The organism is Bradyrhizobium sp. 2TAF36, assembly GCF_052114925.1.
Lineage (GTDB): Bacteria > Pseudomonadota > Alphaproteobacteria > Rhizobiales > Xanthobacteraceae > Bradyrhizobium > Bradyrhizobium barranii.
Genome location: NZ_JBFRFR010000021.1, coordinates 77877 through 101505, shown reverse-complemented (window position 1 = coordinate 101505; position 23629 = coordinate 77877). Strand labels below are relative to the sequence as shown.

Here is a 23629-nt window from a genome sequence, read left to right as displayed (position 1 = left end):
CCTCGATCGCGGACACGACACGCTTGCGAAGATCCAGAGAATAAGGCTTGCCCATCCATGCTGGCCTCCAACCCAGCCAGAATGGTGAATCAGAAACACACCGATTTGGGAATCCCAAATCGATTCAACCTAACCCCATCCCGCTTTAGGCCACGCCGCGGAGTCCCCCAGCGGAACAGGCTCGTCTTCCATCTAGTGCCTGGGATTGAGGGCATCATTCAGGCCGTCACCCATCAGGTTGAAGCCGATGACGAGCGCAATGATCGCGAGGCCGGGCCAGAAGGCCATCCATGGCGCCTCGCCGAGAAATTGCCTGGCAACGTCAAGCATGGCGCCCCATGAGGGGGCCGGAGGAAGCTGGCCAAGCCCCAGAAAGGCCAGGCTCGCCTCGGCGAGAACTGCAATCGCCATGGTCAGCGTCGCCTGCACAATCGTCGGCGCAAGCACGTTCGGCAGCACCTGTCCGGTCAGGATGGCGAGATGGCCGAGGCCCTGGGACCGGGCCGCGGCGATGTAATCCTCGGTGCAGACAACCAGCGTCTCGGCACGCGCGACACGAACGAACACCGGCACGGCGGAAATGCCGATGGCAATCATCGCATTTTGCAGGCTGGGGCCCAGGAACGCGGCGAGCGCAATCGCCAGCACCAGAAAGGGGCAAGCGAGCAGCGCATCGGCGAAGCGCGAGATCACCATGTCGGTGAGGCCGCCGAAATAGCCGGCCATGAGACCAAACGGAAGGCCGATCAGCACCGCGACCGTCACGGAGACGATGCCGGCGGCAAGCGAGGCTTGCGTGCCGAAGATCACGCGCGACAGCACGTCCCGACCGAGATCGTCGGTGCCGAACCAATGTGCCGCACCGGGTGCCGCGCGAATCGCCATCCAGTCCGGCGAGTTTGGATCGTACGGCGCAATCCACGAGGCAAACACCGCCAGCACGACGAAGAACAGGATGATCGTGGCCCCGATGACGGCGGATGGTTCGCGCAACAGGCGACGAATTTCCGAAGGAGCGGCGGCGCGTGCCTGACTTGCGACCGGCACCGTCTCAATCGAGCTCATGACCTGAGCCTCGGATTGAGCAGCACATAGGCCACGTCGGCAATCAGGCTCATCAGGAGGAATACGGCTGCTGTGCAGAGCACGACCGCCTGAACCACGGCATAATCGCGGCTGAACACGCCGTCGACGACCATCTTGCCGAAACCCGGGATGGAAAAGACCTGCTCCGTCAACACCGCGCCGGCCAGCAGTTCGCCAAATTGCAGTGTGCCCAGCGTGACCACGGGAATCAGCGCGTTCGGCAACGCGTGACGCATCACGATGGTGCTTTCGCGGACGCCCTTCGCGCGGGCGGTGCGCACGTAGTCCTGCTTCATCGCCTCGATCATCGCGCCGCGGACATGGCGCATCATGATCGCAGCGGTGCCCGTGCCGAGCACCAAAGCGGGCATCAGCATCGAAAGCAGGTTGCCTCCCACGCTCTCGGACGGCGGAACGAAACCTCCGGCCGGAAGCCAGCCGAGATTCACCGAGAACAGAAGGATCAGCATGATCCCCAGCCAGAAATGCGGGATCGACAGTCCGGCAAGCCCGAACAGACTGGCGCCGTAGTCGAAGGGCGTCCCGCGCCCCAGCGCCGCGAAGATCCCGATCGGCAACCCGACGAGCAGCGCGACCAGCATCGACAGGGTCGCGAGCTCAGCGGTCACCGGCAATTTTTCCGCCAGCATGGTGCCGATCGGTAATCGGGTGCGTACCGACGTGCCGAAGTCACCGTGCACCAGGGCTTTCAGCCAGACGGCGTATTGCACCGGGATCGGATCATTGAAGCGATACTTCTGCCGAAGATATTCAACGACTTCGGGATTACGCTCTTCTCCGGCGAGCGCCAGCGCAGGATCGCCGGGCAGCAGTTTCTGCAGACCGAACACCATCATCGACACCAGCAACAGGGTCGGCAGCAGGACGGCAAGCCGGCGCAGAAGCAAGCTCTTCATCGGGGCAGACTGGTCCTCACCAGGACGAGCGCATCGGCGGGCGCGAGGCGTTGCACATCAATTCACAGGCCTGACACCGACCAGGCGCAACAGACCGTCCGGCACCATGACGATGCCGCCGACCGATTTGCGGGCCGCAAAGAACCAGTTCGGGTGATGGAGGGGAATCGACGAGAGCGCCGTCAGGTAAATGTCCGTCGCTTTGGCGTAGAGTGCCTTGCGCTTGGCTTCGTCAGCCTCGCCCCGGGCCTGGTTCAGGATCGCATCGAGATCCTTGTTGCAGTACTTGTTGACGTTCTGGGAGCCCGCGCAACTGAAAAAGGCGACCAGCGTCGGGTCCGGGTCAGCGCGGCCGCTCCAGTTGCCGATATAGGCTTCGAAATTGCCGTTCATGTAGCGCTCGATGGCCGTGGTCGTTTCCATGGGCAGCAGCTTGACGTCGAAACCGGCCTCGCCCGCCATCGACTGTATGATCTGTGCGACCCGGGAATCGCCGGCCGTATTCTCGTACTGGATCTCGACCGGCACGCGAGTCATTCCGGCGGCGGCAATCATTGCCTTGGCCTTGGCAACATCGCGAGCCGGCGCCTTGCGCGCGCTATCGTAGAACGGAGATGACGGCGGGATCATCTGGTTATCCGCCAGGAACTCGCCGTTGAAGGCAACGCGGTTGATGACATTGCGATCGATCGCCAGCTCAAAGGCCTGACGCAGCGTCGAGTTCTTGCCGAGTGGCGTATCGGCCTTCGCGCCCGCGCCGACATTGAACATCAGATGCGAGACGGCAAGTCCCTGGCCGGAATGCAGGGCGAGGTTGGGATCGTCGCGTACGGTCTTGAGATCGGTCGGCGCGATACGCTCCGCGAGATCGAGATCGCCCGCCCGGACACGCGACAACCGCACGGTCGAGTCGGGAACGTAGTAGTAGACGACCTCGTCATAGCCGACCCGTGCAGCGTTCCAGTAGCCGGGATATTTCTTGACGCGAATGAGGTCGCGCGACTTGCGCTCGGCAAATTGATACGGACCGGCACAGACCGGCGCGGCCGCAAATTCCCCGGCTTTCTCCGTGGCGGCCTTGGGCGAGACCATCATGCCGGCACGATCGCTGAGATTGGCAAGCAGCGGCACGAACGGCTCCGACAGGTTGAACTTCACCTTGTCCGCGGCAAGCGCTTCGACGCTCGCGACCGGCGCCAGCTCGGCCTTGCGCTTGGAATCCGGCATGGACTTCATGCGCTCGATATTGAACTTGACTGCCGCTGCATCGAACGCGGTGCCATCGTGGAACGTGACGTTCTGGCGTAGCGTAAAGGTGATCGACTTGCCGTCCGCGGACCACTCCCATGCCTCTGCCAGCTGCGGCACGATCTTGAGGTCGGGGGAGATATCGACGAGCTTGTCACACAGCGCCGCAAACACGAAGCGGCCGGAGTATGTGCCGCTGAGTGCCGGGTCGAGCGCATCGGGATCGTCCTGAATGCCGACCCGCAATGTCGCGGCACTCGCCGAGACCAGGCCCGATGCGATCATCAGAATTGCCGCCCACGCCGTGCCCGTCCGCTTCATACGGAATTCCTTTCGTCGCACGCCTATCCCAAGGCTTCCAAGGCTCTGCTGTTGGAGGTCAAGACAAGCACGACTGAACCTATTTGTAAATGTCTCGAACAAATCATGGAACTAAATTACAATACATCGCTTTCGAGAGCGCAAAATCCTCGTGCCTCACCCCTTGACGACAGATCAAGCGAAGTATTAGTTCGGTATATTGACTAATTGGATTGAGGCCCATGCCAGACGCCCCCTCATCGCCCGTTGCGCGACAGCAATCCGTGCGCCTTGTGGTAGAGCGCCTGCTGCGCGATCGCTCGGTATCGCGCGCCGAAATCGCCCGCAGCACGGGCCTGTCCAAGCAGACCATCTCCGAAGTGATGCGTGATCTCGAGCGCGACGGCTGGGTCCATGAGGACGGTCAAATCCAGGGCAGCGTGGGGAGAAGCGCCGTCACCTATGCGCTCCGGCCGGATGCCGCCTTCGTGTTGGGTATCGACCTTGGCGGCACGAAACTGCACGTCGCACTTGCCGATCTGCACGGTGAGATCGTCGCCGAGAGCATCGAACCGACATCCTGCGACGGCGGCGCTGCCGTGGTCGCACAGATCGATCGCATGAAGGATGCCCTGCTTCAGCGTGCGTCCGTATCGGCGCAACGCTTGCGCGGCGGCGTGATGGGAAGTCCGGGGATGGTCGACCCAGCGTCGGGCAGCATCGTCATCGCGCCCAATATCCCCGGACTGGATAGCCTGGACGTGAGGGCCGCGCTGCGCGAACGGCTCGGAATCGACGTCGCTATCGAAAATGACGTCAATCTCGCCGCAATCGGGGAGCACTGGCGCGGCAACAGCCGCAAGGCGCGCAGTTTCGCCTTCATCGCAGTCGGCACCGGCATTGGCATGGGCATCTTTTCGAACGGCTATCTCGTGCGCGGCGCACGCGGGGCGGCCGGCGAGATAGCCTACCTGCCGCTTGGGGGCGATCCCTACGATGCGCGCGGTCTTCGGTTCGGCACCCTGGAAACCGCGATCGGCAGCGCCGGCATTGTCGAACGCTATATCGCGCTCGGCGGCGCGCCCGGCAGTACCGTGCGCGATGTCTTCGATCGGCTCGCGGTCGAGGAGGCGGCGCGAGTGACGATCGACGAGATCGGCCGGATCCTCACGACCGCGATCCTGGCCGTGCACAGCATCCTCGATTCGGAAATCATCATCATGGGCGGCAGCATCGGCGCGCGGCCCGAGTTGAAGGTCCGGATCGATGAACATCTGGCACGCTGCATGCGCGAGCCTGTTCGTATCGAGCTCAGCGCGCTCGGCAATCGCGCCACGCTGATCGGCGCGATCGGAAGCGCGATCGACCTCGTGCATCGCTCGTTGTTTGGCATCGGCAAGGATGCGGGCCCGCTGGCTCTTCCTTTCACGGCAGCAGATGTCGCGGCATGAAGGAGCAGGCGCCGAGAATCGAAGTTGTCGGCAATGCCGCCGCCGTCGCGGAACGCGCAGCCGCGCTCGTCATCGCGCGGCTACACGATCGGCGGCCGGTTACCCTCGGTCTTGCGACCGGAGCGACAATGGCGCCGCTCTATGCCCGCCTTGTCGCCGCGACCCGCGCCGGCCTCATCTCATTCCGAACGGTGTCGAGTTTCAACCTCGATGAATATGTGGGCGTCGCACCCCAATCGCCCGGAAGCTTCCATGCCTATATGCAGCAGCACTTGTTCAGGCATGTGGATATGGAAGCCGGTCGGGCAAAGATCCCCGATGGCACGGCCGACGACGTCGCCGCCGAGGCCGCGCGCTATGAGGCGCAGATTGCGGCTGCCGGGGGCATCGACCTCCTGCTCCTCGGCATCGGCGCCAATGGCCATATCGGCTTCAATGAGCCAGGTTCGGATTTCGCCTCACGTACCCGCGAGGTCAGACTCGACGAGGCAACCCGCATCGCGAATGCCATCAATTTTCCCGATCCGGCGTCGGTTCCCGAACGTGCGATCACAATGGGCATAGCAACAATCCTGGAGGCTCGGAGCATCCTCCTGATCGCGAAGGGACCGGAGAAAGCAGCCGCACTCGCGGCCGCGATCGAGGGTCCGATCACAACAGCTTGTCCTGCCTCGGCACTCCGCCTGCATGGCAACGTCGATATCCTTTGCGATGAACCGGCTGCCGCAGCCCTCGCCACGCGGCCCCACAACAACAATCGGAGAAGGGCATGAGCTGGGGACAGCGCGATTTCATGGTGCCGGGGCGCTCGCTGGCGGTGGGCGATCGGGGCATGGCCGCGACCTCTCATCCGGCTGTCACGCTCGCTGCGGTCGAGATCCTGCGCAGTGGCGGCAATGCGGTCGATGCCGCCATTGCCGCGATCGCCCTCCAGGGTGTCATTGATCCGCATATGACCGGCATCGGCGGCGACTGTTTTGCGATCTATGCTCCCGCCTCCGGCAAGCCCGTCGCTGTCAACGGCTCGGGCCGAGCGCCGGCGAAGGCCGAGCTCGGCTGGTTTCGGCAACGCGGGCTGGCGTCGATCCCGGACGATTCACCCCATGCAGTGACAGTTCCGGGTGCGGTCGATGCCTGGTGCCGCCTCTCTGGCGACTATGGTTCAAAAGGCCTGGACGAGGTTCTGGCGCCGGCGATCCGCGCGGCCGAGACCGGCTTTGTGGTGACGCCCCGCGCCGCACTGGATTGGGCACGCTACGCCGATCGCATCGAACGACATCAGACTGGCGTACCGGTCTATCTGCCCGGTGGCGCTGCGCCCGCCGTCGGCAGCAAGCTCAATCATCCCGCACTCGGCGCGACGCTGCGCCGGATTGCACGCGAGGGACGCGCCACGTTTTACGAAGGTGCCGTCGCCGAAGAAATCGTCGCGACATTGAAGGCGCTGGGCGGAGTGATGCAGCTTGAAGATCTCGCAAGTGCCCGATCGGAGTACGTTGAGCCGATCAGCGCCGACTACCGCGATCATCAAATCCTGCAATGCCCGCCTAACGGACAGGGCGTCGCGGCGCTGCTGATCGCCCGCATCCTTGCCGGCTTCGACATGGCCAGTCCGGCGCTCGGCGAGGCGGATCGCATTCACCTCCTAGCCGAGGCAACCAAGGCGGCCTACCGGCAGCGCGACGCGCTGGTCGCCGATCCGGAATTCCGTCCGCTCGATGTCGATTCGCTACTCTCAGAGGCGTCAGTTGCGGCATTGCGCTCCGCCGTCGACCTGAAGCGTGCCAGCGCATCAGCGGATTTTGACATGCCTGTTCATCGTGACACGGCCTACGTTGCGGTCGCCGACCGCGACGGCAACATGGTATCCTTCATCAATTCGCTTTTCTTCGCGTTCGGCAGCGGCATCTACGCTCCTCGCGCTGGCGTGCTATTGCAGAACCGGGGTTCGGGATTCTCCCTTCTCGAAGGACATCCCAATGCGATTGCGCCGCGAAAACGTCCCTTTCACACCATCATTCCGGGTCTGCTGGCGAAGCATGGCAAGCCGATCATGGCCTTTGGCGTGATGGGTGGACAATACCAGGCGGCGGGACATATGCAGATCCTGAGCGGCGTTCTCGATCGTGGGCTCGACATTCAGCAGTCCTCGGATGCGCCGCGCAGCTTTGCGTTTGATGGCACACTGAGTCTCGAACCCACGATTCCCGGCTCCGTCGCCGACGAATTGATTGCGCGCGGTCATCGCGTGATCTGGGCGGACGAACCGCTCGGAGGTTGTCAGGCCGTGCACGTCGATCATTCCAGGGGCGTCATTCTCGGCGCGTCGGACCATCGCAAGGACGGCATTGCACTGGCGGCGTGACCAGGATGAGAAAGACGTGATGTCGGATCGGACAGCATGAGCGAGACAATAGAGGCGATCCTGTCGATCGAGCGGCTGACGCTGGCGCTGCCCGCCGGCGGGGATCGTGCCTCTGCCGTCGAGGACGTTTCGCTTGCTCTGCATCCGCGACAAATCCTCTGCGTCGTCGGGGAATCCGGCTCCGGTAAATCGGTCTGCGCCTCTGCTGTCATGGGCCTGCTGCCCAGGGCCATTCGCCCGGTTGCAGGGGCCATACACTTTGAGGGGCGCGATTTGCTGAACCTCCCCGCAGCAGAATGGCGGACGTTGCGCGGGCGACGCATCGCGATGATCTTCCAGGAACCGATGACAGCGCTCAATCCTGTGATCAGGATCGGCGACCAGATCATGGAAGCGTTCGAGGCGCACGGACAATTCACGCCAACTGAGCGGCAAACCCACTTGCGCGCCCTCCTCGAAGAGGTCGGCATGCGCGACCTCGAGCGGATCATCCACAGCTACCCGCATCAATTGTCGGGTGGCCAGCGTCAGCGTGCCATGATCGCAATGGCCCTTGCGCTCGAACCATCGATCCTGGTCGCGGACGAACCAACCACGGCACTCGACGTCACGACACAGGCACAGATCCTTCGGTTGATCCGGGACATTCAGCAGCGGCGCGGCATGGCGGTGCTGTTCATCACCCATGATTTCGGCGTCGTCGCCGACATCGCGGACCGCGTCGCGGTCATGGAGAAGGGGCGCGTCGTCGAACAGGGGTCCGTGGAGGACGTGCTCGAACGCCCGCAGCATCCCTATACGCGTCGGCTGCTCGCCGCGGTGCCCGGCGGGACCCCGCCGGTCCGGGTCCGGGTCGAGGACGAACCGATCGCCTGCGCCGCGACCGGACTTGCGAAGATCTATCGTGGCAGCGACTGGTTCAGCTCGCAGACCGAGGTCGCAGCCGTAAAGAATGTGACCTTCGAAATCCGGCGCGGCGAGACGCTCGGCCTCGTTGGAGAGTCCGGCTCGGGCAAGAGCACGATCGGTCGGCTGGTGATGCGTCTCACCGACGCCGATGCCGGTGTGGTCCGTATCGGCGAACTGGATTTCTCCGAGGCTCGCGGTGCCGGCCTGCGGGCCGCCCGCAAGCACGTCCAAATGGTGTTCCAGGATCCCTTCGCCTCGCTCAATCCGCGTCGCCGCGTCGGGCGAATTATCGCCGACGGACCGATCGCGCACGGCGTCCCGCCGGCGCAGGCCTTCGCACGTGCCGAGGAACTGCTGGCACTCGTGGGACTCGACCCGAGCGCCGCGCGACGCTTTCCGCATGAATTCTCCGGAGGGCAACGCCAGCGGATCGGAATTGCGCGCGCGCTGGCGCTCGACCCAGAGGTGCTGGTGGCCGACGAACCGGTGTCGGCACTCGACGTCTCTGTCCAGGCGCAGGTGCTCACCTTGCTCGAGACGTTGAAGGCGCGGCTGCGGCTGGCGGTGCTGTTCATCACCCACGATCTCAACGTCGCGGCCCAGGTCTGCGACAGGATCGCAGTGATGCGCCTCGGAGAAATCGTCGAGATCAGGCCGACGGCAGATCTACTGACACGGCCGGAGCATCCCTACACGCAGGCACTGCTGGCCGCGATCCCGGGCAGGCAACGCAGGACGCCCACGTCGGTCTGAACCACCACATTTTCATTGAAGGAGGTCTCTGACATGCAGAAGCTCACGGAACTTCCAATGCTGCGCATCGGCCTTGTCGGCAGCGGCTTCATCGCCGCGTTCCATCTGCAGTCCATGCTCGGCGTGCGCAACGTCAGCGTCGGCGGCGTCTACAGCCGTTCCGCCGAGCGACGGACGCGCATCGCCGACAAGGCGCGCAATCTTGGCCTTGGGCCGGCGCATGTGTTTGACAGCATCGAGGCGATGGCAATGTCCGGCGAGGTCGACGCGCTTTGGCTGTTGACGCCGAACGACAGCCGTCTCGACATCATGCGCGAGATCCACCGCGTGACCAAGGCCGGGGCTCCCCTGCGCGCCATCGCCTGCGAAAAGCCACTCGCCCGCACGCTTGCCGAAGCACGGGAGATGCGCAGGCTCGTCGAAGATGCAGGCCTGCTTCACGGTTATCTGGAGAACCAGCTTTTCTCGACCGCGGTGATGCGCGGCAAGGACATCATCTGGCGGCGAGCCGTACCCGGAAGTGGACGCCCCTATCTCGCGCGTGCCGCCGAGGAGCATTCAGGACCGCACGAGCCATGGTTCTGGCAAGGCGACAAGCAAGGAGGGGGCGTGCTCTCCGACATGATGTGCCATTCAGTCGAGGTCGCACGCTTCATGCTGACCGCGCCAGGCGCAAAGCGCGACTCCCTACGGCTGGTCAGTGCCAGCGCCACGACGGCCAATCTCAAATGGACGCGCCCCCACTACGCTGCCGACCTCAAGAGGCGAATGGGGGTCGATTTCACCAAACGTCCGGTCGAAGATTTCGCGCGCGGGATACTTTCGATGGAAGATACCGACGGGAATCAATTGATGATCGAGGCGACAACCTCATGGGCGTATGTCGGCGCGGGCTTGCGCATCCAGCTTGAACTGCTTGGTCCCGAATATTCGATGGAGTTCTCCTCGCTCTCGACTGGCCTCAAGGTCTTCCTCTCCCGCGCGATCAGCGGATCAGAGGGCGAGGATCTCGTCGAGAAGCAGAATTCCGAGCAAGGTCTGATGCCGGTAGTCGAGGACGAAGCCGGCATCTACGGCTACACCGACGAGAACCGCCATATGGTGGAGGCATTCAGGCGGGGCATGAGTCCGGCAGAAACCTTCGATGACGGGGTCGGCGTCATGGAAATGCTTATGGGGCTCTATCGCTCCGCGGAGCTTGGCCGGACCATCCATTTCCCGGATCCCGAACTCGAGCACTATGTCCCTCTCGTGGCGCGCTGACGGCGTGCCCTGTCCTGCAGGCTGACGAGTCGAGATCACCGACAAGAAGCTCGGCTTCAACATCGCGTCTTCCCGAGGATGGCGCGCTGCTATTTCGCCAAGCGGAACTTCCCGCCCTCGACCTTGATCAAAAAGGCTGAGCGTTCATCATAGCCGTTGTGGTCGGTCTTGCTCATGTTCGACAGCCCGTTGTTGAGATAGATGTTCTCCCCGCGCTCGAGTTCGTCCCGCAGAGCTGCACGAAACTCGGGCGTACCCGGCTTCGTCGTCTTCAGCGCGTTCGGAGCAGCTTTCCCGATCAGCGCGACGACATCCCAGAGGTGAGCCGCGAACATATTGGGCTTCTGACCGTTCACCGCCTCATAGGCCGTCACGAACTGCTCCGTCGCGTGACGGAACGGGTCTCCCGCCGGAAGATCGGCCGCAACGGTAAAGGCCTCGCCGGCGAAAATAGCGCCTTCGACGGTCGCGCCTCCGAGCTTGATGAACTCCTCGCTGGCTACGCCATGCGTCTGGAAGATCTTTCCGGTGTATCCGCGCTCACGGAGCGCCTGCTGCGGCAGGACCGCCGGTGTGCCAGCAGAAGCAATGAAGACGGCGTCAGGATTCGTCGACATCACCTTCAACGCCTGGCCGGTGACGCTGGTATCCGCACGCGCGTAGACTTCATGTGTCGTCACCGTCAGGCCCAAGGTCGGCGCAAGGCGGCTCACCTCCTTATAGTAACCTTCGCCATACCCATCCGAAACACCGATAAAGCCAAGCGTCTTCGCGCCGGATTTCGCGATGTATTTGAGAATGGCGCTCGCCATCAGGTCATCGTTGGGGACGACCTTGAAGGCCCAGGCCCGCTTGTCGTCCAGCGGCTGAACGATGGCGGTGGCGGCCGCAAGCGATAGCAGCGGCGTCTTCGACTCCAGCGCGACGTCGAGCATCGGCATGGTCACCGGCGTCAGAGAAGACCCGACCAGCACGTCGACCTTGTCCTGGATCACGAGCCGGCGCGCGTTCTGGATCCCTTTGGTGGAATCAGACTCGTCGTCCAGGATGATGTAGGTCGCCTTCTCTCCGCCGATCTCTTTTGGCAGAGCTGCGACAGTCTTGAGCTGGGGTTGCCCCAACGCAGATCCCGGGCCAGTGGCCGAAATCACAATTCCGACTTTGATTTCCGCGTGCGCCGCGCATCCATAAAGTACGCAGGCCACAACAAGACAAACGCGCGTGAAACCGATCGTCATACAGCTCCTCCCTGTCCGCCCCAGTGCTTCGGCTGGTTGCATCGGACCCCGCGGGGCAGCATCAACGCCCCGGAGGAGATCGTCCGATATTCTGGCCCTGTCCCGGGGTTACGAGCAACCAGACGAGCGACCCTAAGCGGATTGCAGGGCCGTGTCTGTCCCTATGCCTAGGGACAAGGACCCGCGTCTCAAGCCAGGCGCCGGCCCAAGCCGCAGGAGTACGGTTCGTTGCGTATGTTTTGCTTCGGACTATTGGCCTAACAGCTTCCTGATACCTGTCAAACCGGCACGCAGGAACGGATCTGAGTGGATGTAGAAATATTTGACGCCGCGCTCAAGCCGCTCGGCGCGATGCGAGCGCGGCGCGCCTCGATCAGGCAGAATGGGCACGCGACCTTACCAATGGTCCATGCCTGCGGCCGCCGGATGCGGTCATGCTATCGGCCCGATCGTGCGATCGGGCTACTCAGCCGAGGCGATCATCGATGTAGCGCCTGAGTGCGGACGCGGCATTCAGCATGTGCGCACGCATTCGGCGCGCGGCAGTCTCTCCGTCACCTTCCGCGATCGCCTGCATGATGGCGTCATGCTCGTCGCGGGACTTGCGAATGCGATCGCCCTGCCGCAATTGGGTGCGGCGGAAGGCGCTGAGCCGCGAACGCACGTCCTGCGCCTGCTCGGCGAGAAACGAGTTGTGCGTTGCGCGATAGATGCATTCGTGGAATTCGCGGTTGAACGTGTCATAGGCATCGACATCGTTGGCCTCGACCATCTTCAACGAGGCGTCATGGAGTTCGATCAGATGGCTCCGCTCGAGCGGGGTCATGCGGTAGGTCGCGAGCCTGACGCACATGGCTTCCACCTCGGCGCTGGTCTCGAACATGTCCATGATGCGCTCCGGCGTCATCCGCGCAACGACGAGGCCGCGGCGGCCGCGCACCTCGACGAGGCCGCTGACCACGAGTTGGCGAAGCGCCTCCCGCACCGGCGTGCGGGAAGCTCCAAAACGATCGGCAAGCTGCTGCTCTTCCAGGGCCGAACCGGCGACGAGCGCACCTGAGGCAATCTCGTCCGTGAGCGCATTCCGGATGCGATCGGAGAGCAGCCCGCCATCGTCCTCCGCGTCGACTGCGACCTTCAATACTTCTGCCATTCAGCCTCCCGTGATCGCGCGCACCGCGAAGTAAAGGATCGAGGGCGCGACCAGGCATCCGAGCCCGGTGTGGAATGTCGCCGTCAGCGCACCATAGGGCACCAGACGCCGGTCCGTCGCCGCCAACCCTCCAGACACGCCGCTGACCGTTCCCATCAAGCCGCCGAACACCATCGCGCTACGCGGATTGTTCAGGCCGATCATCTTCGCCACAAAGGGCGTGCCGATCATGACGATCACTGCCTTGAATACACCGGTCGCGATCGAGAGCGCAATAACCGGTGAGGATGCGCCGATCGCCGCACCCGTGACCGGGCCCACGATGTAGGTGACCGCACCGGCGCCGATCGTCGTCAGCGATTCCGCGTCAGTGTAGCCAAACGCCGCGGCGACGAACACGCCGAGAATGAACGGCACCACCGTTCCCAGTCCGAGTGCGACCGCACCGATCACCCCGGCCTTGCGCGCGTGGACGACATCGACCTCGAAGGCGGTTGCGACGATGGCGAAATCGCGCAGCATCGCTCCACCCATCAGGCCGATCCCGGCTAGGGCCGGCAGGTCGGCCACGCCCTTCTCGCCGCCGGTGGAGATGCCTCCCCAAAAGGCTAGCGCAAGGCCCAGCATGATCGCGATCGCCGAGGCGTGAATGCGCCCGAAGGTGAGATATTTCGAGATCGCTCCGGAGATCCACATCAGGATTCCGACGACCGCGAACGCAGTGATCAGCGCATTGGCGGCGAGAATGTGAGACATCATGATCATCCGATCCTCCCGGACTTGAAGTGGGGCACAGGTGCAGCGAGCGCCTCGGCCTCTCGCGCCTCGATCTCGTCCATGGTCTCGACACGACCGCTGAACCGGCCGATCAGGGCCACCATCGCGAAACACACCGCGACCGCGCCGATCCCCGCAATGACGACGATCGGACCGCCTTTTGCCGCGGCGACCACGTTCTGCTGCGCGGCCATGGCGACCACGATCGGAATGTAGAAGCTGCCCCAGAACTCGACGCCGGTCTTGAGCCCGTGGCTGAGTATGCCGTGCCGCACCAGCCAGAGCCGGGCCGCGATCAAGAACATCATGGCGATGCCCACGCCGCCGACATTGGCCTTCACGCCGAGGGCGACGCCGAGCAGGTCCCCCAGCAGGCCCCCTAAGAGGGTGCAGATCGCGAGCAGCGCTACGCCGGAAATGGTCACGGGCGCCTCCCCTCGGCGAGCAGGGCACGATCCCCAGGACTTGGACTATCTGCATGCATTCGCATCGTAAATTCCCTCCTGTGTATGCGAATATCCATCGCTTATGGGTTTATGCATGCACTAATTGACATTTGAGAGCAATACGCATACATTTAGGCAATCGAAAGCCAACCCCGCATGCCAAGGAGCCGAAATGAGCGATTGGGGTATGCAAAAGGCCGCCCTGGCGGAGCGCCTGGCGGCCGGCGGCCAGCACGCGAAGGGCAAGATGGTGCCCATTGCGAACCTGCCTGCATTCCTGAGGGCGGTGATCTGGTCAGGGGACCGGGTTTGCCTGGAGGGCGATAATCAGAAGCAGGCCGACATCCTCGCCTCGGCGCTCGCGAACCTCGACCCCCAGGATGTCCATGACCTGCACATGGTGCAGTCGGGGGTGGTCCTGCCCGCCCATCTCGACATCTTCGACAAGGGAATCGCGCGACGGCTCGACTTCTCCTATTCGGGGCCGCAAGCGGCCCGCATCGCGCGCATGCTGTTCGGCCGCAAGATCGAGCTCGGGGCCGTGCACACATACCTCGAGCTGTTCGCCCGGTATTTCATCGATCTCACGCCGAATGTCGCACTCATCGCGGCGGTGAGCGCCGACAAGGACGGCAATCTCTATACGGGGCCGAACACCGAAGACACGCCGACGGTGGTCGAGGCGACGAGCTATAAGAACGGTCTCGTCGTGGCGCAGGTCACCGAAATCGTCGACAAGGTGCCGCGCGTCGATATTCCCGGCGACCTCGTGCATTTCGTGGTCGAGGCCGGCCGCCCCTTCTATGTCGAGCCGCTCTTCACCCGCGACCCGGCCGCGATCACCGAGACCCAGATCCTGACCGCAATGCTCGCGATCAAGGGCATCTACGCGCCCTACGGCGTGCGCCGGCTCAACCATGGCATCGGCTTCAACACCGCCGCGATCGAGCTGCTGCTGCCGACTTATGGCGAGAGGCTCGGCCTCAAGGGCAAGATCTGCACCCATTTCGCGCTCAACCCGCATCCCACGATCATTCCGGCGATCGAATCCGGCTGGGTCGACCAGATCCACTGTTTCGGCTCGGAAGTCGGCATGGAGGATTACGTCGCGGCGCGTTCCGACGTCTTCTTCACCGGGTCCGACGGCTCGCTGCGATCGAACCGCGCCTTCTGCCAGACGGCGGGCCTCTATGCCTGCGACATGTTCATCGGATCGACGCTCCAGATCGACCTCGAGGGCCACAGCTCGACGGTGACGACCAGCCGCATCGCCGGCTTCGGCGGTGCGCCCAACATGGGCTCCGATCCGCGCGGCCGGCGCCACCCGAGCGAACCCTGGCTCAAGGCCGGCGCCGAAGCCGATCCCGATTCCAACGCGGCGCTGCGCCGCGGCCGCAAGCTGGTGGTGCAGATCGGCGAGACCTTCGGCGATCGCAATGCGCCGCTGTTCGTCGAGCGGCTCGATGCGCTCRATCTGGCGCGCGAGCTCAAGCTCGATCTCGCGCCGGTGATGGTTTACTCGGACGACGTCACCCACATCGTCACCGAGGAAGGCATCGCCAACCTCTTGATGTGCCGCAGCAAGGACGAGCGCGAGCAGGCGATCCGCGGCGTTGCCGGCTACACCGATATCGGACGCGCGCGTGATGCGAAGCTGGTCGAACAGCTCAGGCAGCGCGGCGTGATCCAGCGCCCCGAGGATCTCGGCATCGATCCGCTCGACGCCGACCGGCGCCTGCTGGCGGCCCGCTCGATCAAGGACCTCATGCTGGCCTCCGGCGGTCTCTACCGCCCGCCCAGCCGCTTCCGCAATTGGTGAGGAGTTTTGCATGGAAAAGCTCAGCTTCAGACTGACTGCCCCGAGATGCGCCGGCGGCACTCGCACCCAGGCGATCGTCGGCGTCGTCGCCTCCGGCAATCTCGAAGTCCTGCTGGAACGCGTCTCGCCGGCAGATGTCTGCACCATCGACATCGCAACGGCTGCTCATGGCTTCGGCATGGTCTGGGACGCCGTGGTCCGCGACTTCGTCGCCCGCCGCTCCGCCGGGGGCTTGCGCATTTCCATCAATGACGGCGGAGCCAGGCCCGACACAGTGGCGCTGCGCCTTGCGCAAGGCGTCCGCAAGATCGAGGAGCCGGAACGTTGACAGCCGTCACAGCCGACGCCAATTTGCTGAGCTGGTACGAGGCCAGCGCCCGCCAGCGCATCGACGCGCTCGTCGACGCCGGCAGCTTTACCGAACTCAACGGCCCCGAGCTGCGCGAGATGAGCCCGCATCTGGCGATCTTCGACCTGCCGGAACAGTTCGACGACGGCATCGTCGTCGGCCGCGGCCGTCTGGACGGCGCGCCCGTGCTCGTCGCGGCGCAGGAGGGACGCTTCATGGGCGGTGCCTTCGGCGAGATCCATGGCGCCAAGCTCACGGGCCTCTTGCGTGCCGCGCGTGCGCTTCATCAGGACGTACTGATCCTGTTCGACACCGGCGGCGTGCGGCTTCAGGAAGCCAATGCGGGCGAGCTCGCCATCGCCGAGATCATGCGCGCGATCATCGAGGCACGGCGCGCCGGCATCCACGTGGTCGGCCTGATCGGCGGCCGTGCCGGCTGTTATGGCGGCGGCAGCCTGATCGCCGGCACCTGTTCGCACCTGATCATCTCGGAACAAGGCCGGCTCAGTGTCAGCGGCCCCGAGGTGATCGAGACCAACAAGGGCATCGAGGAGTTCGACTCGCGCGATCGCGCGCTGGTGTGGCGCACCATGGGCRGCAAACACCGTTACCTCATCGGCGGCGCTGATGCGTTCGTCGACGACGAGGCGCAGGCGTTTCGTCAGGCGGCGGTCGACGCGCTCAAAGCCAACAGACGATGCGACGTGGCGGTGCTCGAAGCCGAGCAGACGCGCCTCGAGCGGCGATTGCAGCGTTTCGGCGAGGCCGAGGACGCCATCGAGATCTGGCAGACGCTCAGCATCGACCAGCCGACTCAGATTCCCGCACTTCCGACCGGCGCATTTCTTCGCGCGGCAGACAACAGGGAGAACGCCGATGACGCTCGATGAAATCCTGGCCAGTCTCTTTCCAAACGGCAGCAAGATCGCAACCACGGGCGCGATGATCGCGGGACAGGCGATCCTGCCCGGTGGAGGTCCCGTCCACGTGCTGGGCATCACGCAGGGTCAGCCGCTCGGTGTCGATGAGGCGATCGTGCTCGCAGGCCACGTGATCGAGATCGTCAAATCCGGCGATCGTGCGCCGATCCTGGTCCTGGTGGATTCGTCGAGCCAGCGCATGAGCAAGCGCGACGAGTTGCTTGGCCTCAGTGAGTATCTGTCGCATCTCGCCAAGACCCTGCTGCTGGCGGAAGCCGAGGGACACCGCACCGTCGGCCTGCTCTATGGTGGCAGCGCGGCCGGTGCGTTCATCGCCACCGCGCTCGCCACGGCTACGCTGGTGGCGCTGCCCGGAGCGCATCCCGCCGTGATGGATCTGCCGTCGATGGCGCGGGTCACCAAGCTGCCGATCGATGTGCTGAAGGCCAAGGCGGAAGCGACGCCGGTGTTCGCGCCTGGCCTCGACAACATGGTGCAGACCGGCGGCATTCACGCCGTCTGGGATGAAAATGCGCCTTTGGCGCCGCAGCTTGCGGCCGTGCTGCAACGGCCGCAGGGACAGGACGATCGCGCCCGGCTCGGCGCCGAGCGTGGCGGCCGGCGGAAGGCGGCCGAGATCGCCGATCGGGTTGTCACGCTCGCGGCAGCCGCGCATGAGGGGGCGCAACATGGCTGAAGCCCTCCAGCGCCATACGATGGTGACGGCCTCGGCCACCGGGTGGGCCGCCGCGATGAGCCGAAATCCCGCGCTCGCCAGCGAGCCGATTATCGAGGGCTGGGCGCGCACCGGCCGCCCGCTCGTGGTTCGCAGGCCGGCCTGCAACGACCCCGCAGGCATGATTCCGCTTGGCCTGCCGCTGCCGCCGAGCCACGGCAAGCGGCGTATCGCGGTCGCGCTCGCCCCCGGCGAACTCATCGCGCATGCTCCGCCGCCATTGCTGGCGGATACGGCAGCAGCCGCGCCGGCGTCGTGGCGCCAGACCATCGACCTGCTCGTCCGCCTTCTGCCTGAGACGCGCACGTACGGCAGTCTGGCCTGGCAGCATCTCACCGGCCTGCCCTATCTGTCCGATGGGTCGGACCTCGACCTGCTCTGGCCGCTGTCGTCGGCGAGGCACGCGATCACCCTGCCGTCCGACATCGCGCGGATCGGAGAGACGGCGCCGATGCGGCTCGACGGCGAGATCGTCTATCACGCCGGCGGCGTGCAATGGCGCGAGCTGACCGGCGCTGACGAGGACGAAGTCCTCGTCAAAGGCGCGGCCGGCGTTCATGTCACCACGCGTGCGGCGTTTCTCGCCGGTGGCGCGTCATGAATGTCGCGCTGAGATGGCAAGCGCCGCCGCAACGCGCGCTCCGCGCGGAGCAGCTCGGTCATCTCGCATCGCTGTGCCTGAAGCTCGAAGTCGAGACCTATCCGAAGCCGGGGCTCGTCAGCCACGTCGACAACGGCGCGCATCGCGATATGGACGCCGGGCTCCTGTGCCGAAGCGCCGACACGCTGGCTCCGTTCTTCCACGACCTCGCAGCCGCGGGCGCCGAGGGCGCCGGCATGGACCGGTTGCGCGCGATCGGGGTTGCGGCGGAGCGCGCGATGTTGGCGGCGACCTCAGGTGTGAACACGCATCGCGGCGCGATCTTCGGACTGGGTCTGCTCTGCGCCGCGGCCGGGTATCGCGGCGCTCTCGGTATCCGCAAGCCGCTCGGCGAATTGGTGTCGCAACGTTGGGGCGACGCCATCTACGCAGGCCCGATATCCCTGCGTAGCCACGGCGCCGTGGCGTCACGTCGCTACGGCGCCGGCGGCGCCAGGGCGGAAGCGGCTTGTGGCTTCCCCTCCGTCTATGACATCGCCCTTCCCGCGCTGCATGCGGCGCGGACGCTCGCGCCTCGGGATGAGGAGGCGGTTCGGGTTCAGACCTGCATGGCGCTGATCGCAGATGTTGCCGACACCAATCTGTTGCACAGGGGCGGAGTTGACGGATTGCGCTTCGCGCAGGCCAGCGCATCCGCATTCCTTGCCGCAGGCGGAATCGGTTGCCCAGGCTGGCGCAAGCACGCCGACGGCATTCACCAGGCGTTCGTCGCGCGCAATCTCAGTCCGGGCGGATCGGCAGATCTGCTCGCCATGGCTCTGTTTGTGGACGCTCTCTTCGTCGATCGGCTGGCCCCCTGATGCTTGCACTGCTCTGCGGCGGACAAGGCACCCTGTCGGACAATATCTTCGATCTCGTCGCCGATCGGCCTGCTGCGGAATCGGTCTTCGCCGCTGCGACCGCTTGTCTCGGCGAAGATCCGCGGAAGTTCATAAGGACGCGCCGCGCGGACGAGCTGTCCGCCAACCATGCCAGCCAGATCCTAACCGTCACATCGGCGCTCGCGATCCACGCCTGTATCGCGGACTTGCTGACTGAGGGCACCGCTGTCACGGGCTACAGCGTCGGCGAGATGGCGGCCTGGAGCGTTGCGGGAATATGGACCGCCGCCGAAGCGTTGCGACTGACCGATATCCGCGCCCGATTGATGGACGGCGTGGCGGGGCCGGATGGGCGGCTCGGCTATGTCCGCGGGCTCGAACGAGCCACGCTCGAACACCTGCTCGAGACGCACCGCTGCGAGATCGCAATCAGGAATCCCGGCCTTCTTGTCGTGGTTGGAGGCGCGGAGTGCGATGTCATCGCCCTCTGTCAGGAGGCGACGACACAGGGCGCCGCCCGCGCCGGTCTTCTCGCCGTCAAAATCGCCTCGCATACGACGCGTCTCGAACCGGCCTGCACGCCCTTGCAGCAAGCGCTTGCGACCAGCAGACGCGCTCCTGTCGCAGACCAACGAACCCTCCTCGCAGGGGATGGCGGCGAGCGCATCTTCTCCGTGACCGATGCGACAGCAAAGCTCGCATGCCAGATCGCGCGCCCGATCGACTGGGCGGCGACGCTGGAGGCTCTCGTAGAGCTCGGGGTCGATCAAGTCCTGGACCTCGGTCCAGGACACGCGCTTGCCGAGATGACGCAAGGCTTCCATCCATCGATCCGCTGCTACGCCGCCGACGGATTTCGCACGATCGATGGTCTGCGAAACTGGGTTGTTTCCGAATAGGCAGGGCGCCCGGCGGCTCGCGATTGAGCGAACGCATGAAATTTCTCGAGAGAACTCGCCCTCGACAAGAGAAGCCTCCAGATACTCACCGCGATCGGTGCTGAAAGCTGTGGTGTTGAGCGACGCCAGGCATTGCCCCATAAGTCCTGTTGGGCCCAAACCAGGGAGCCGCGCCGCCAGGGAGCTCGAGGCCCATTCTGCCTGCTGGCGTCAACTCGCCGCTGGCAAGCGAATAATAGCTGGGGCAGCAGCGCGGCCCACCGAATGGTTAGACTCGCGCTCAAGACGGAGACAAGCCCCAAAGCCATCAGCAGCATGCCAAGCCAGGTCCAAACCCGTCCGTCATCGCCCGCCTCTGCGGCGGAAAAGGCGAGCGGCGCCGCCGAGGCGGCAACCACGTCACTGGCGGCTGGCGCCGCCGCAAGGAGTGCCTCCACGTCGACCTGGCGCGGCGTGATCTCGTCGGCCGTGAGCCGGTCGCGTTTGGAAAGGGGGGCCGGCGACGCGCGGGTTGCGATCCCGGTGGCGAGGACGGGACTGGCATCAACCACCTGCGCGGGCACGGACGGGCTCGGCCGGGACGTATCCGCAGGTGCGGAGCGCGGCAGCTCCGCGCGCGCATCCACCACCGTCTTCCGCTTGCGCGCCGCGGTCTGGTTCTCTTCGGCCGCGGCGACACGATGTTTGGTGGCGCGTTGCTGAACCAGCTTCTTCGCCCTCTCAGTTCCTTCGGCGATCTGGAACCAGCATCTGCGCTGGCCTTCCACCCGATAGACCCAGTGCTGGCCATCGGCGGTCGACTTGCCGGGCCGCGTCAAGCACTCTGCTTCCGCGGAAGCGGGCGCAGGGGCTGTGGCGGGACCGGCATTGAAGAGTTCGGAAAGAGGCGTCGAAAACGCGGATGATGTCGAGAGACCTGCAATAAGCGTAAAAGCGGCGCAATAAACTCGCAAATGACCGGACATGGAAAACCCCGGTGTTGCGCCCCTGCCCGGACGGGAGCGTTGGCCGTGACCTAGGTCGCAATGCGACCTAAATCCGGCAACGCCGTGGATTCATTTTGGCCGCAGGCGATCTGGCCGTCAGCTCGATTGTCCATTTTCGCCATCCCCTCAAGGTCGCACTTTCAAGCATCGGCCCACGCAAAGTTGCAAAGGCTGTTTACCCGAACGGATGTAGCCGATGTTACTGGTGCCAGACGAAGCGCTATATCCGAACTGACGACTGGGCATTCGACCTTCCCGGGATGACAGTCTGTCCGGAGTGCAGAACCCGTCCGATCGCGCGGAGCGATTGCGATGAGGGAGGCTACGATGGATTTTTCGCGGATGTCGGATGCAATCCGGCTGCATCACGCCTCCCATCGCCACGATGGGTACGATGGTGACGACGAAGCGGGTCCGGCACCGAGCGCACCGTTCCTGACTGACGCGGTTGGCGGTGGCGCCCTGGTCCATGGTCCCCGCCCGTTTGCAGGTCAATTTGCAGATTCTGGAGCGCACCCCGCGAGCGCGAACACCCAGCACAATGACTCCGACCCGATTCAATCCAAACATCCCACGTCGGTGGGCGACACGGGCGGCCACGTCGGCAACCACGCTGCGGCGGGCCTGGATGCTTCGTCCACCACGCCCGCTTCCGGCGCATCACATCCCGGGATGGGCATTGCTGCGGTCGAGAGCGGAGCCAACACGGCCGGAAACGGCGGAGATGGCTACTTCTACGGAAGCATCATTCACGCGTCCCTGTTGATCTATCAACCGATCAACATCTCGGTGAGCTTGGGATACGGCTCGGTCGCCCTGGCCAACCAGTCCAACAATTTGAATGTCGATCAGTCCGCCTTTCAGATGGCCGGCGTCGGCGGCCATGGCGGCAATGACAACATTGCATCGGGAGGCAGCGTCAGTACGTCCTTAGGCGCCGGCCTGATCGCGAGCGGCGACAACGGCGCCGGAAACGGCGGCAGTGGCTATTTCTCGGGTGCGATCGTGGACGCTCCCGTGGTGATCTATCATCCGATCAATATTGCGGTGGCGGCCTCGGGCGGCACTGCGCATGCAAGTCAATCGAACACGGTGGATATCGATCAATCGGCCACTCAGATCGCGGGCGTCGGCGGAAGTGGCGGACATGGCAATTTGGCCGCCGGCGGCAGCGTCATGACGCTCGACCCCAGCTGGGGATCAAGCAACGGAGGCGGCGTCTTTGGCGTTCAAACGGGCGGAAGCCAGGCCGGCAATGGCGGTGACGGCGTGTTCTACGGTGAACTCGTCCATACCTCGTTTGTAGTGTACAACCCGATCAACATCGCAATCGCGGGCTATGGTTCCAGCACTTACGCGGTCCAGATAAATGATGTCTCCGTGGATCAATCCGCGGTTCAGATCGCTGGCATTGGCGGGCACGGCGGCAACGACAACGCCGCAGCGGGCGGCCATGCAAGCCTTCTTTCCCATAATCTGTGGGGCGGTTCCGATACGATCGCGACCGGCTCGAACAGCGCAGGCAATGGCGGCAACGGCTATTTTGCCGGCAGTCTGATCGACGTCAGCGTCGCGATCTATGCACCCATCAACATCGCAATCGCAGGTCCCCATTCGACGGCCGTAGCCGATCAGGTCAACAACGTGCACATCGACCAGAGTGCGGTCCAGATCGCCGGCGTTGGCGGGGACGGCGGCCACGGCAATCTCGCACTGGGTGGCGATGCCGCGCATCTCTTGTCGGATCTTCACCTGGTGGCATAGCGAAACGTCGCATCGCTCGCATAGCCGATCGCATCGCGGCACGCGCCGTCGCCACTCTTCGCATGCAAAGCCCGCGCAGAGGCGCGTCTCCTGACGAAATGTCGTACTTTCGTACGTAGGCCCACCAAACCGGATGGTGTCCGATTTGACATCTATCGCCATCGCGCGCGGGCGGACCAGACTTGCCGCGCGCGTCCGCCTGATCGGGATGGATGTTGCACGACAGCCAACAAACCGACGGAGGCCTCAAATGATGCCAAAGGCAATCAACATCTCGGATACGATCAAAGTCAAATCGATCGACACCGGTGGTCAAAGTGCCGGAAATGGCGGCGACGGTACTTTCAAGGGAGCCATCATCAGCAAGCCGACTGTCAACTACGATCCGACCAACAAGGCGGAAGGTGCCGACGTGCACGTGAACACCGGCGATCACGTCAAACAAACGGCGGATTGGGATGCCGGCGGCGCAAACGCCAAGGCCTCGTATTTTTCGAAGGCCCATGGCGGAGACGCCGAGTCGAACGGAAGCCAAAAATCCTACAGCGGCTACGATACCTCCAAGGTCTACGCCAATACGGATGCCACCCAGATCAACAAGGTCATGGTGGACCAGCACCAGGAAGTTGTGGCCGGCATCGGCGGCGATGGCGGAGACGGCAACTTCGCATGGGGTGGCGGAGTGACCTTCCATCTCGATACGCTCTAACCAGCCGCTCGTCCGACTGGCGGGACCGGCGGCCGCGGCCGCCGGTCCTGGATTTCACG

Annotated in this window: 22 protein-coding genes; 14 read left to right on the top strand and 8 right to left on the bottom strand. The window is 64.3% G+C overall.

From position 1 onward, the window contains the following. Positions 1-192: 192 nt before the first annotated feature. The 3 genes from AB4Z51_RS14185 to AB4Z51_RS14175 are packed head-to-tail and all read right to left on the bottom strand — an operon-like array spanning position 193 to position 3572. The gene (locus AB4Z51_RS14185) at positions 193-1065 is read right to left on the bottom strand and encodes an ABC transporter permease (RefSeq protein WP_028149198.1); all 873 of its coding nucleotides are present in this window, start codon (positions 1063-1065) and stop codon (positions 193-195) included. Further along, positions 1062-2003 carry an ABC transporter permease gene (locus AB4Z51_RS14180; RefSeq protein ID WP_135214268.1) on the bottom strand — a complete coding sequence of 314 codons (942 nt, stop codon included), beginning with the start codon at positions 2001-2003 and terminating at the stop codon, positions 1062-1064. Before AB4Z51_RS14180 ends, AB4Z51_RS14185 begins: the two co-directional genes overlap by 4 nt. A 57-nt stretch (positions 2004-2060) precedes the next feature. Continuing rightward, entirely contained in the window at positions 2061-3572 is a 1512-nt protein-coding gene (locus AB4Z51_RS14175) for an ABC transporter substrate-binding protein (protein WP_135214267.1), read from the bottom strand. Positions 3573-3793: 221 nt separating this feature from the next. Between AB4Z51_RS14175 and AB4Z51_RS14170 the strand changes: the two genes are divergently transcribed. From AB4Z51_RS14170 to AB4Z51_RS14150, 5 genes are read left to right on the top strand one after another with little or no spacing between them, the layout of a single operon-like run. After that, on the top strand, positions 3794-5002 hold the full coding sequence (locus AB4Z51_RS14170; protein ID WP_343287537.1) for an ROK family transcriptional regulator: 1209 nt from the start codon (positions 3794-3796) through the stop codon (positions 5000-5002). Next, positions 4999-5775: a glucosamine-6-phosphate deaminase gene (gene nagB / locus AB4Z51_RS14165; protein ID WP_135214266.1), complete on the top strand. Its 777-nt coding sequence runs from the start codon at positions 4999-5001 to the stop codon at positions 5773-5775. The genes AB4Z51_RS14170 and nagB overlap by 4 nt, the downstream gene beginning before the upstream one ends. After that, positions 5772-7367 (top strand): gamma-glutamyltransferase, encoded by a 1596-nt coding sequence (gene ggt, locus AB4Z51_RS14160; protein ID WP_135214265.1) that lies wholly within the window; start codon positions 5772-5774, stop codon positions 7365-7367. Before nagB ends, ggt begins: the two co-directional genes overlap by 4 nt. A gap of 36 nt (positions 7368-7403) precedes the next feature. Then, positions 7404-9029 carry an ABC transporter ATP-binding protein gene (locus AB4Z51_RS14155; RefSeq protein WP_135214264.1) on the top strand — a complete coding sequence of 542 codons (1626 nt, stop codon included), beginning with the start codon at positions 7404-7406 and terminating at the stop codon, positions 9027-9029. Between the two features lie 33 nt (positions 9030-9062). Beyond that, on the top strand, positions 9063-10292 hold the full coding sequence (locus AB4Z51_RS14150; protein ID WP_135214263.1) for a Gfo/Idh/MocA family protein: 1230 nt from the start codon (positions 9063-9065) through the stop codon (positions 10290-10292). Positions 10293-10381: 89 nt separating this feature from the next. Here the strand turns inward: AB4Z51_RS14150 and AB4Z51_RS14145 are convergent, their stop codons facing one another. From AB4Z51_RS14145 to madL, 4 genes are all read right to left on the bottom strand, one after another. Then, positions 10382-11530 (bottom strand): ABC transporter substrate-binding protein, encoded by a 1149-nt coding sequence (locus AB4Z51_RS14145; protein ID WP_135214262.1) that lies wholly within the window; start codon positions 11528-11530, stop codon positions 10382-10384. A gap of 466 nt (positions 11531-11996) precedes the next feature. Continuing rightward, a complete protein-coding gene (locus tag AB4Z51_RS14140; RefSeq protein WP_071911412.1) occupies positions 11997-12683 on the bottom strand; it encodes a GntR family transcriptional regulator in 687 nt (228 codons plus the stop codon). Next, on the bottom strand, positions 12684-13448 hold the full coding sequence (gene madM / locus AB4Z51_RS14135; protein WP_063981840.1) for a malonate transporter subunit MadM: 765 nt from the start codon (positions 13446-13448) through the stop codon (positions 12684-12686). It lies immediately after the preceding gene. Further along, a complete protein-coding gene (madL, locus tag AB4Z51_RS14130; protein ID WP_028149209.1) occupies positions 13445-13885 on the bottom strand; it encodes a malonate transporter subunit MadL in 441 nt (146 codons plus the stop codon). Before madL ends, madM begins: the two co-directional genes overlap by 4 nt. Positions 13886-14078: 193 nt before the next feature. Between madL and mdcA the strand changes: the two genes are divergently transcribed. From mdcA to AB4Z51_RS14095, 7 genes are read left to right on the top strand one after another with little or no spacing between them, the layout of a single operon-like run. Then, positions 14079-15725, top strand: coding sequence for a malonate decarboxylase subunit alpha (gene mdcA, locus AB4Z51_RS14125; RefSeq protein WP_441497579.1), 1647 nt, complete (start codon positions 14079-14081; stop codon positions 15723-15725). A gap of 10 nt (positions 15726-15735) precedes the next feature. Next, positions 15736-16053: a malonate decarboxylase acyl carrier protein gene (gene mdcC, locus AB4Z51_RS14120; protein WP_071911406.1), complete on the top strand. Its 318-nt coding sequence runs from the start codon at positions 15736-15738 to the stop codon at positions 16051-16053. Beyond that, positions 16050-16964, top strand: a complete 915-nt coding sequence (locus AB4Z51_RS14115; RefSeq protein WP_441497578.1) for a biotin-independent malonate decarboxylase subunit beta — start codon at positions 16050-16052, stop codon at positions 16962-16964. Before mdcC ends, AB4Z51_RS14115 begins: the two co-directional genes overlap by 4 nt. Then, positions 16951-17691 carry a biotin-independent malonate decarboxylase subunit gamma gene (mdcE, locus tag AB4Z51_RS14110; protein ID WP_135214259.1) on the top strand — a complete coding sequence of 247 codons (741 nt, stop codon included), beginning with the start codon at positions 16951-16953 and terminating at the stop codon, positions 17689-17691. Before AB4Z51_RS14115 ends, mdcE begins: the two co-directional genes overlap by 14 nt. Then, positions 17684-18331 carry a malonate decarboxylase holo-[acyl-carrier-protein] synthase gene (gene mdcG, locus AB4Z51_RS14105; protein ID WP_135214258.1) on the top strand — a complete coding sequence of 216 codons (648 nt, stop codon included), beginning with the start codon at positions 17684-17686 and terminating at the stop codon, positions 18329-18331. Before mdcE ends, mdcG begins: the two co-directional genes overlap by 8 nt. Beyond that, positions 18328-19191, top strand: a complete 864-nt coding sequence (gene mdcB / locus AB4Z51_RS14100; protein ID WP_063981834.1) for a triphosphoribosyl-dephospho-CoA synthase MdcB — start codon at positions 18328-18330, stop codon at positions 19189-19191. The genes mdcG and mdcB overlap by 4 nt, the downstream gene beginning before the upstream one ends. Then, positions 19191-20111, top strand: coding sequence for an acyltransferase domain-containing protein (locus AB4Z51_RS14095; RefSeq protein ID WP_084795019.1), 921 nt, complete (start codon positions 19191-19193; stop codon positions 20109-20111). Before mdcB ends, AB4Z51_RS14095 begins: the two co-directional genes overlap by 1 nt. Here AB4Z51_RS14095 and AB4Z51_RS14090 read toward each other — a convergent pair. Beyond that, positions 20051-21076 carry a hypothetical protein gene (locus tag AB4Z51_RS14090; protein WP_135214257.1) on the bottom strand — a complete coding sequence of 342 codons (1026 nt, stop codon included), beginning with the start codon at positions 21074-21076 and terminating at the stop codon, positions 20051-20053. The two genes, AB4Z51_RS14095 and AB4Z51_RS14090, sit on opposite strands and share 61 nt — an antisense overlap. Positions 21077-21424: 348 nt before the next feature. On the opposite strand from AB4Z51_RS14090, the gene AB4Z51_RS14085 reads away from it, so the two are divergent. Together AB4Z51_RS14085 and AB4Z51_RS14080 are read left to right on the top strand one after the other, a co-directional pair. Next, positions 21425-22861 (top strand): hypothetical protein, encoded by a 1437-nt coding sequence (locus AB4Z51_RS14085; protein ID WP_441497577.1) that lies wholly within the window; start codon positions 21425-21427, stop codon positions 22859-22861. Between the two features lie 145 nt (positions 22862-23006). After that, a complete protein-coding gene (locus AB4Z51_RS14080; RefSeq protein ID WP_244623098.1) occupies positions 23007-23570 on the top strand; it encodes a hypothetical protein in 564 nt (187 codons plus the stop codon). Positions 23571-23629 lie beyond the last annotated feature (59 nt).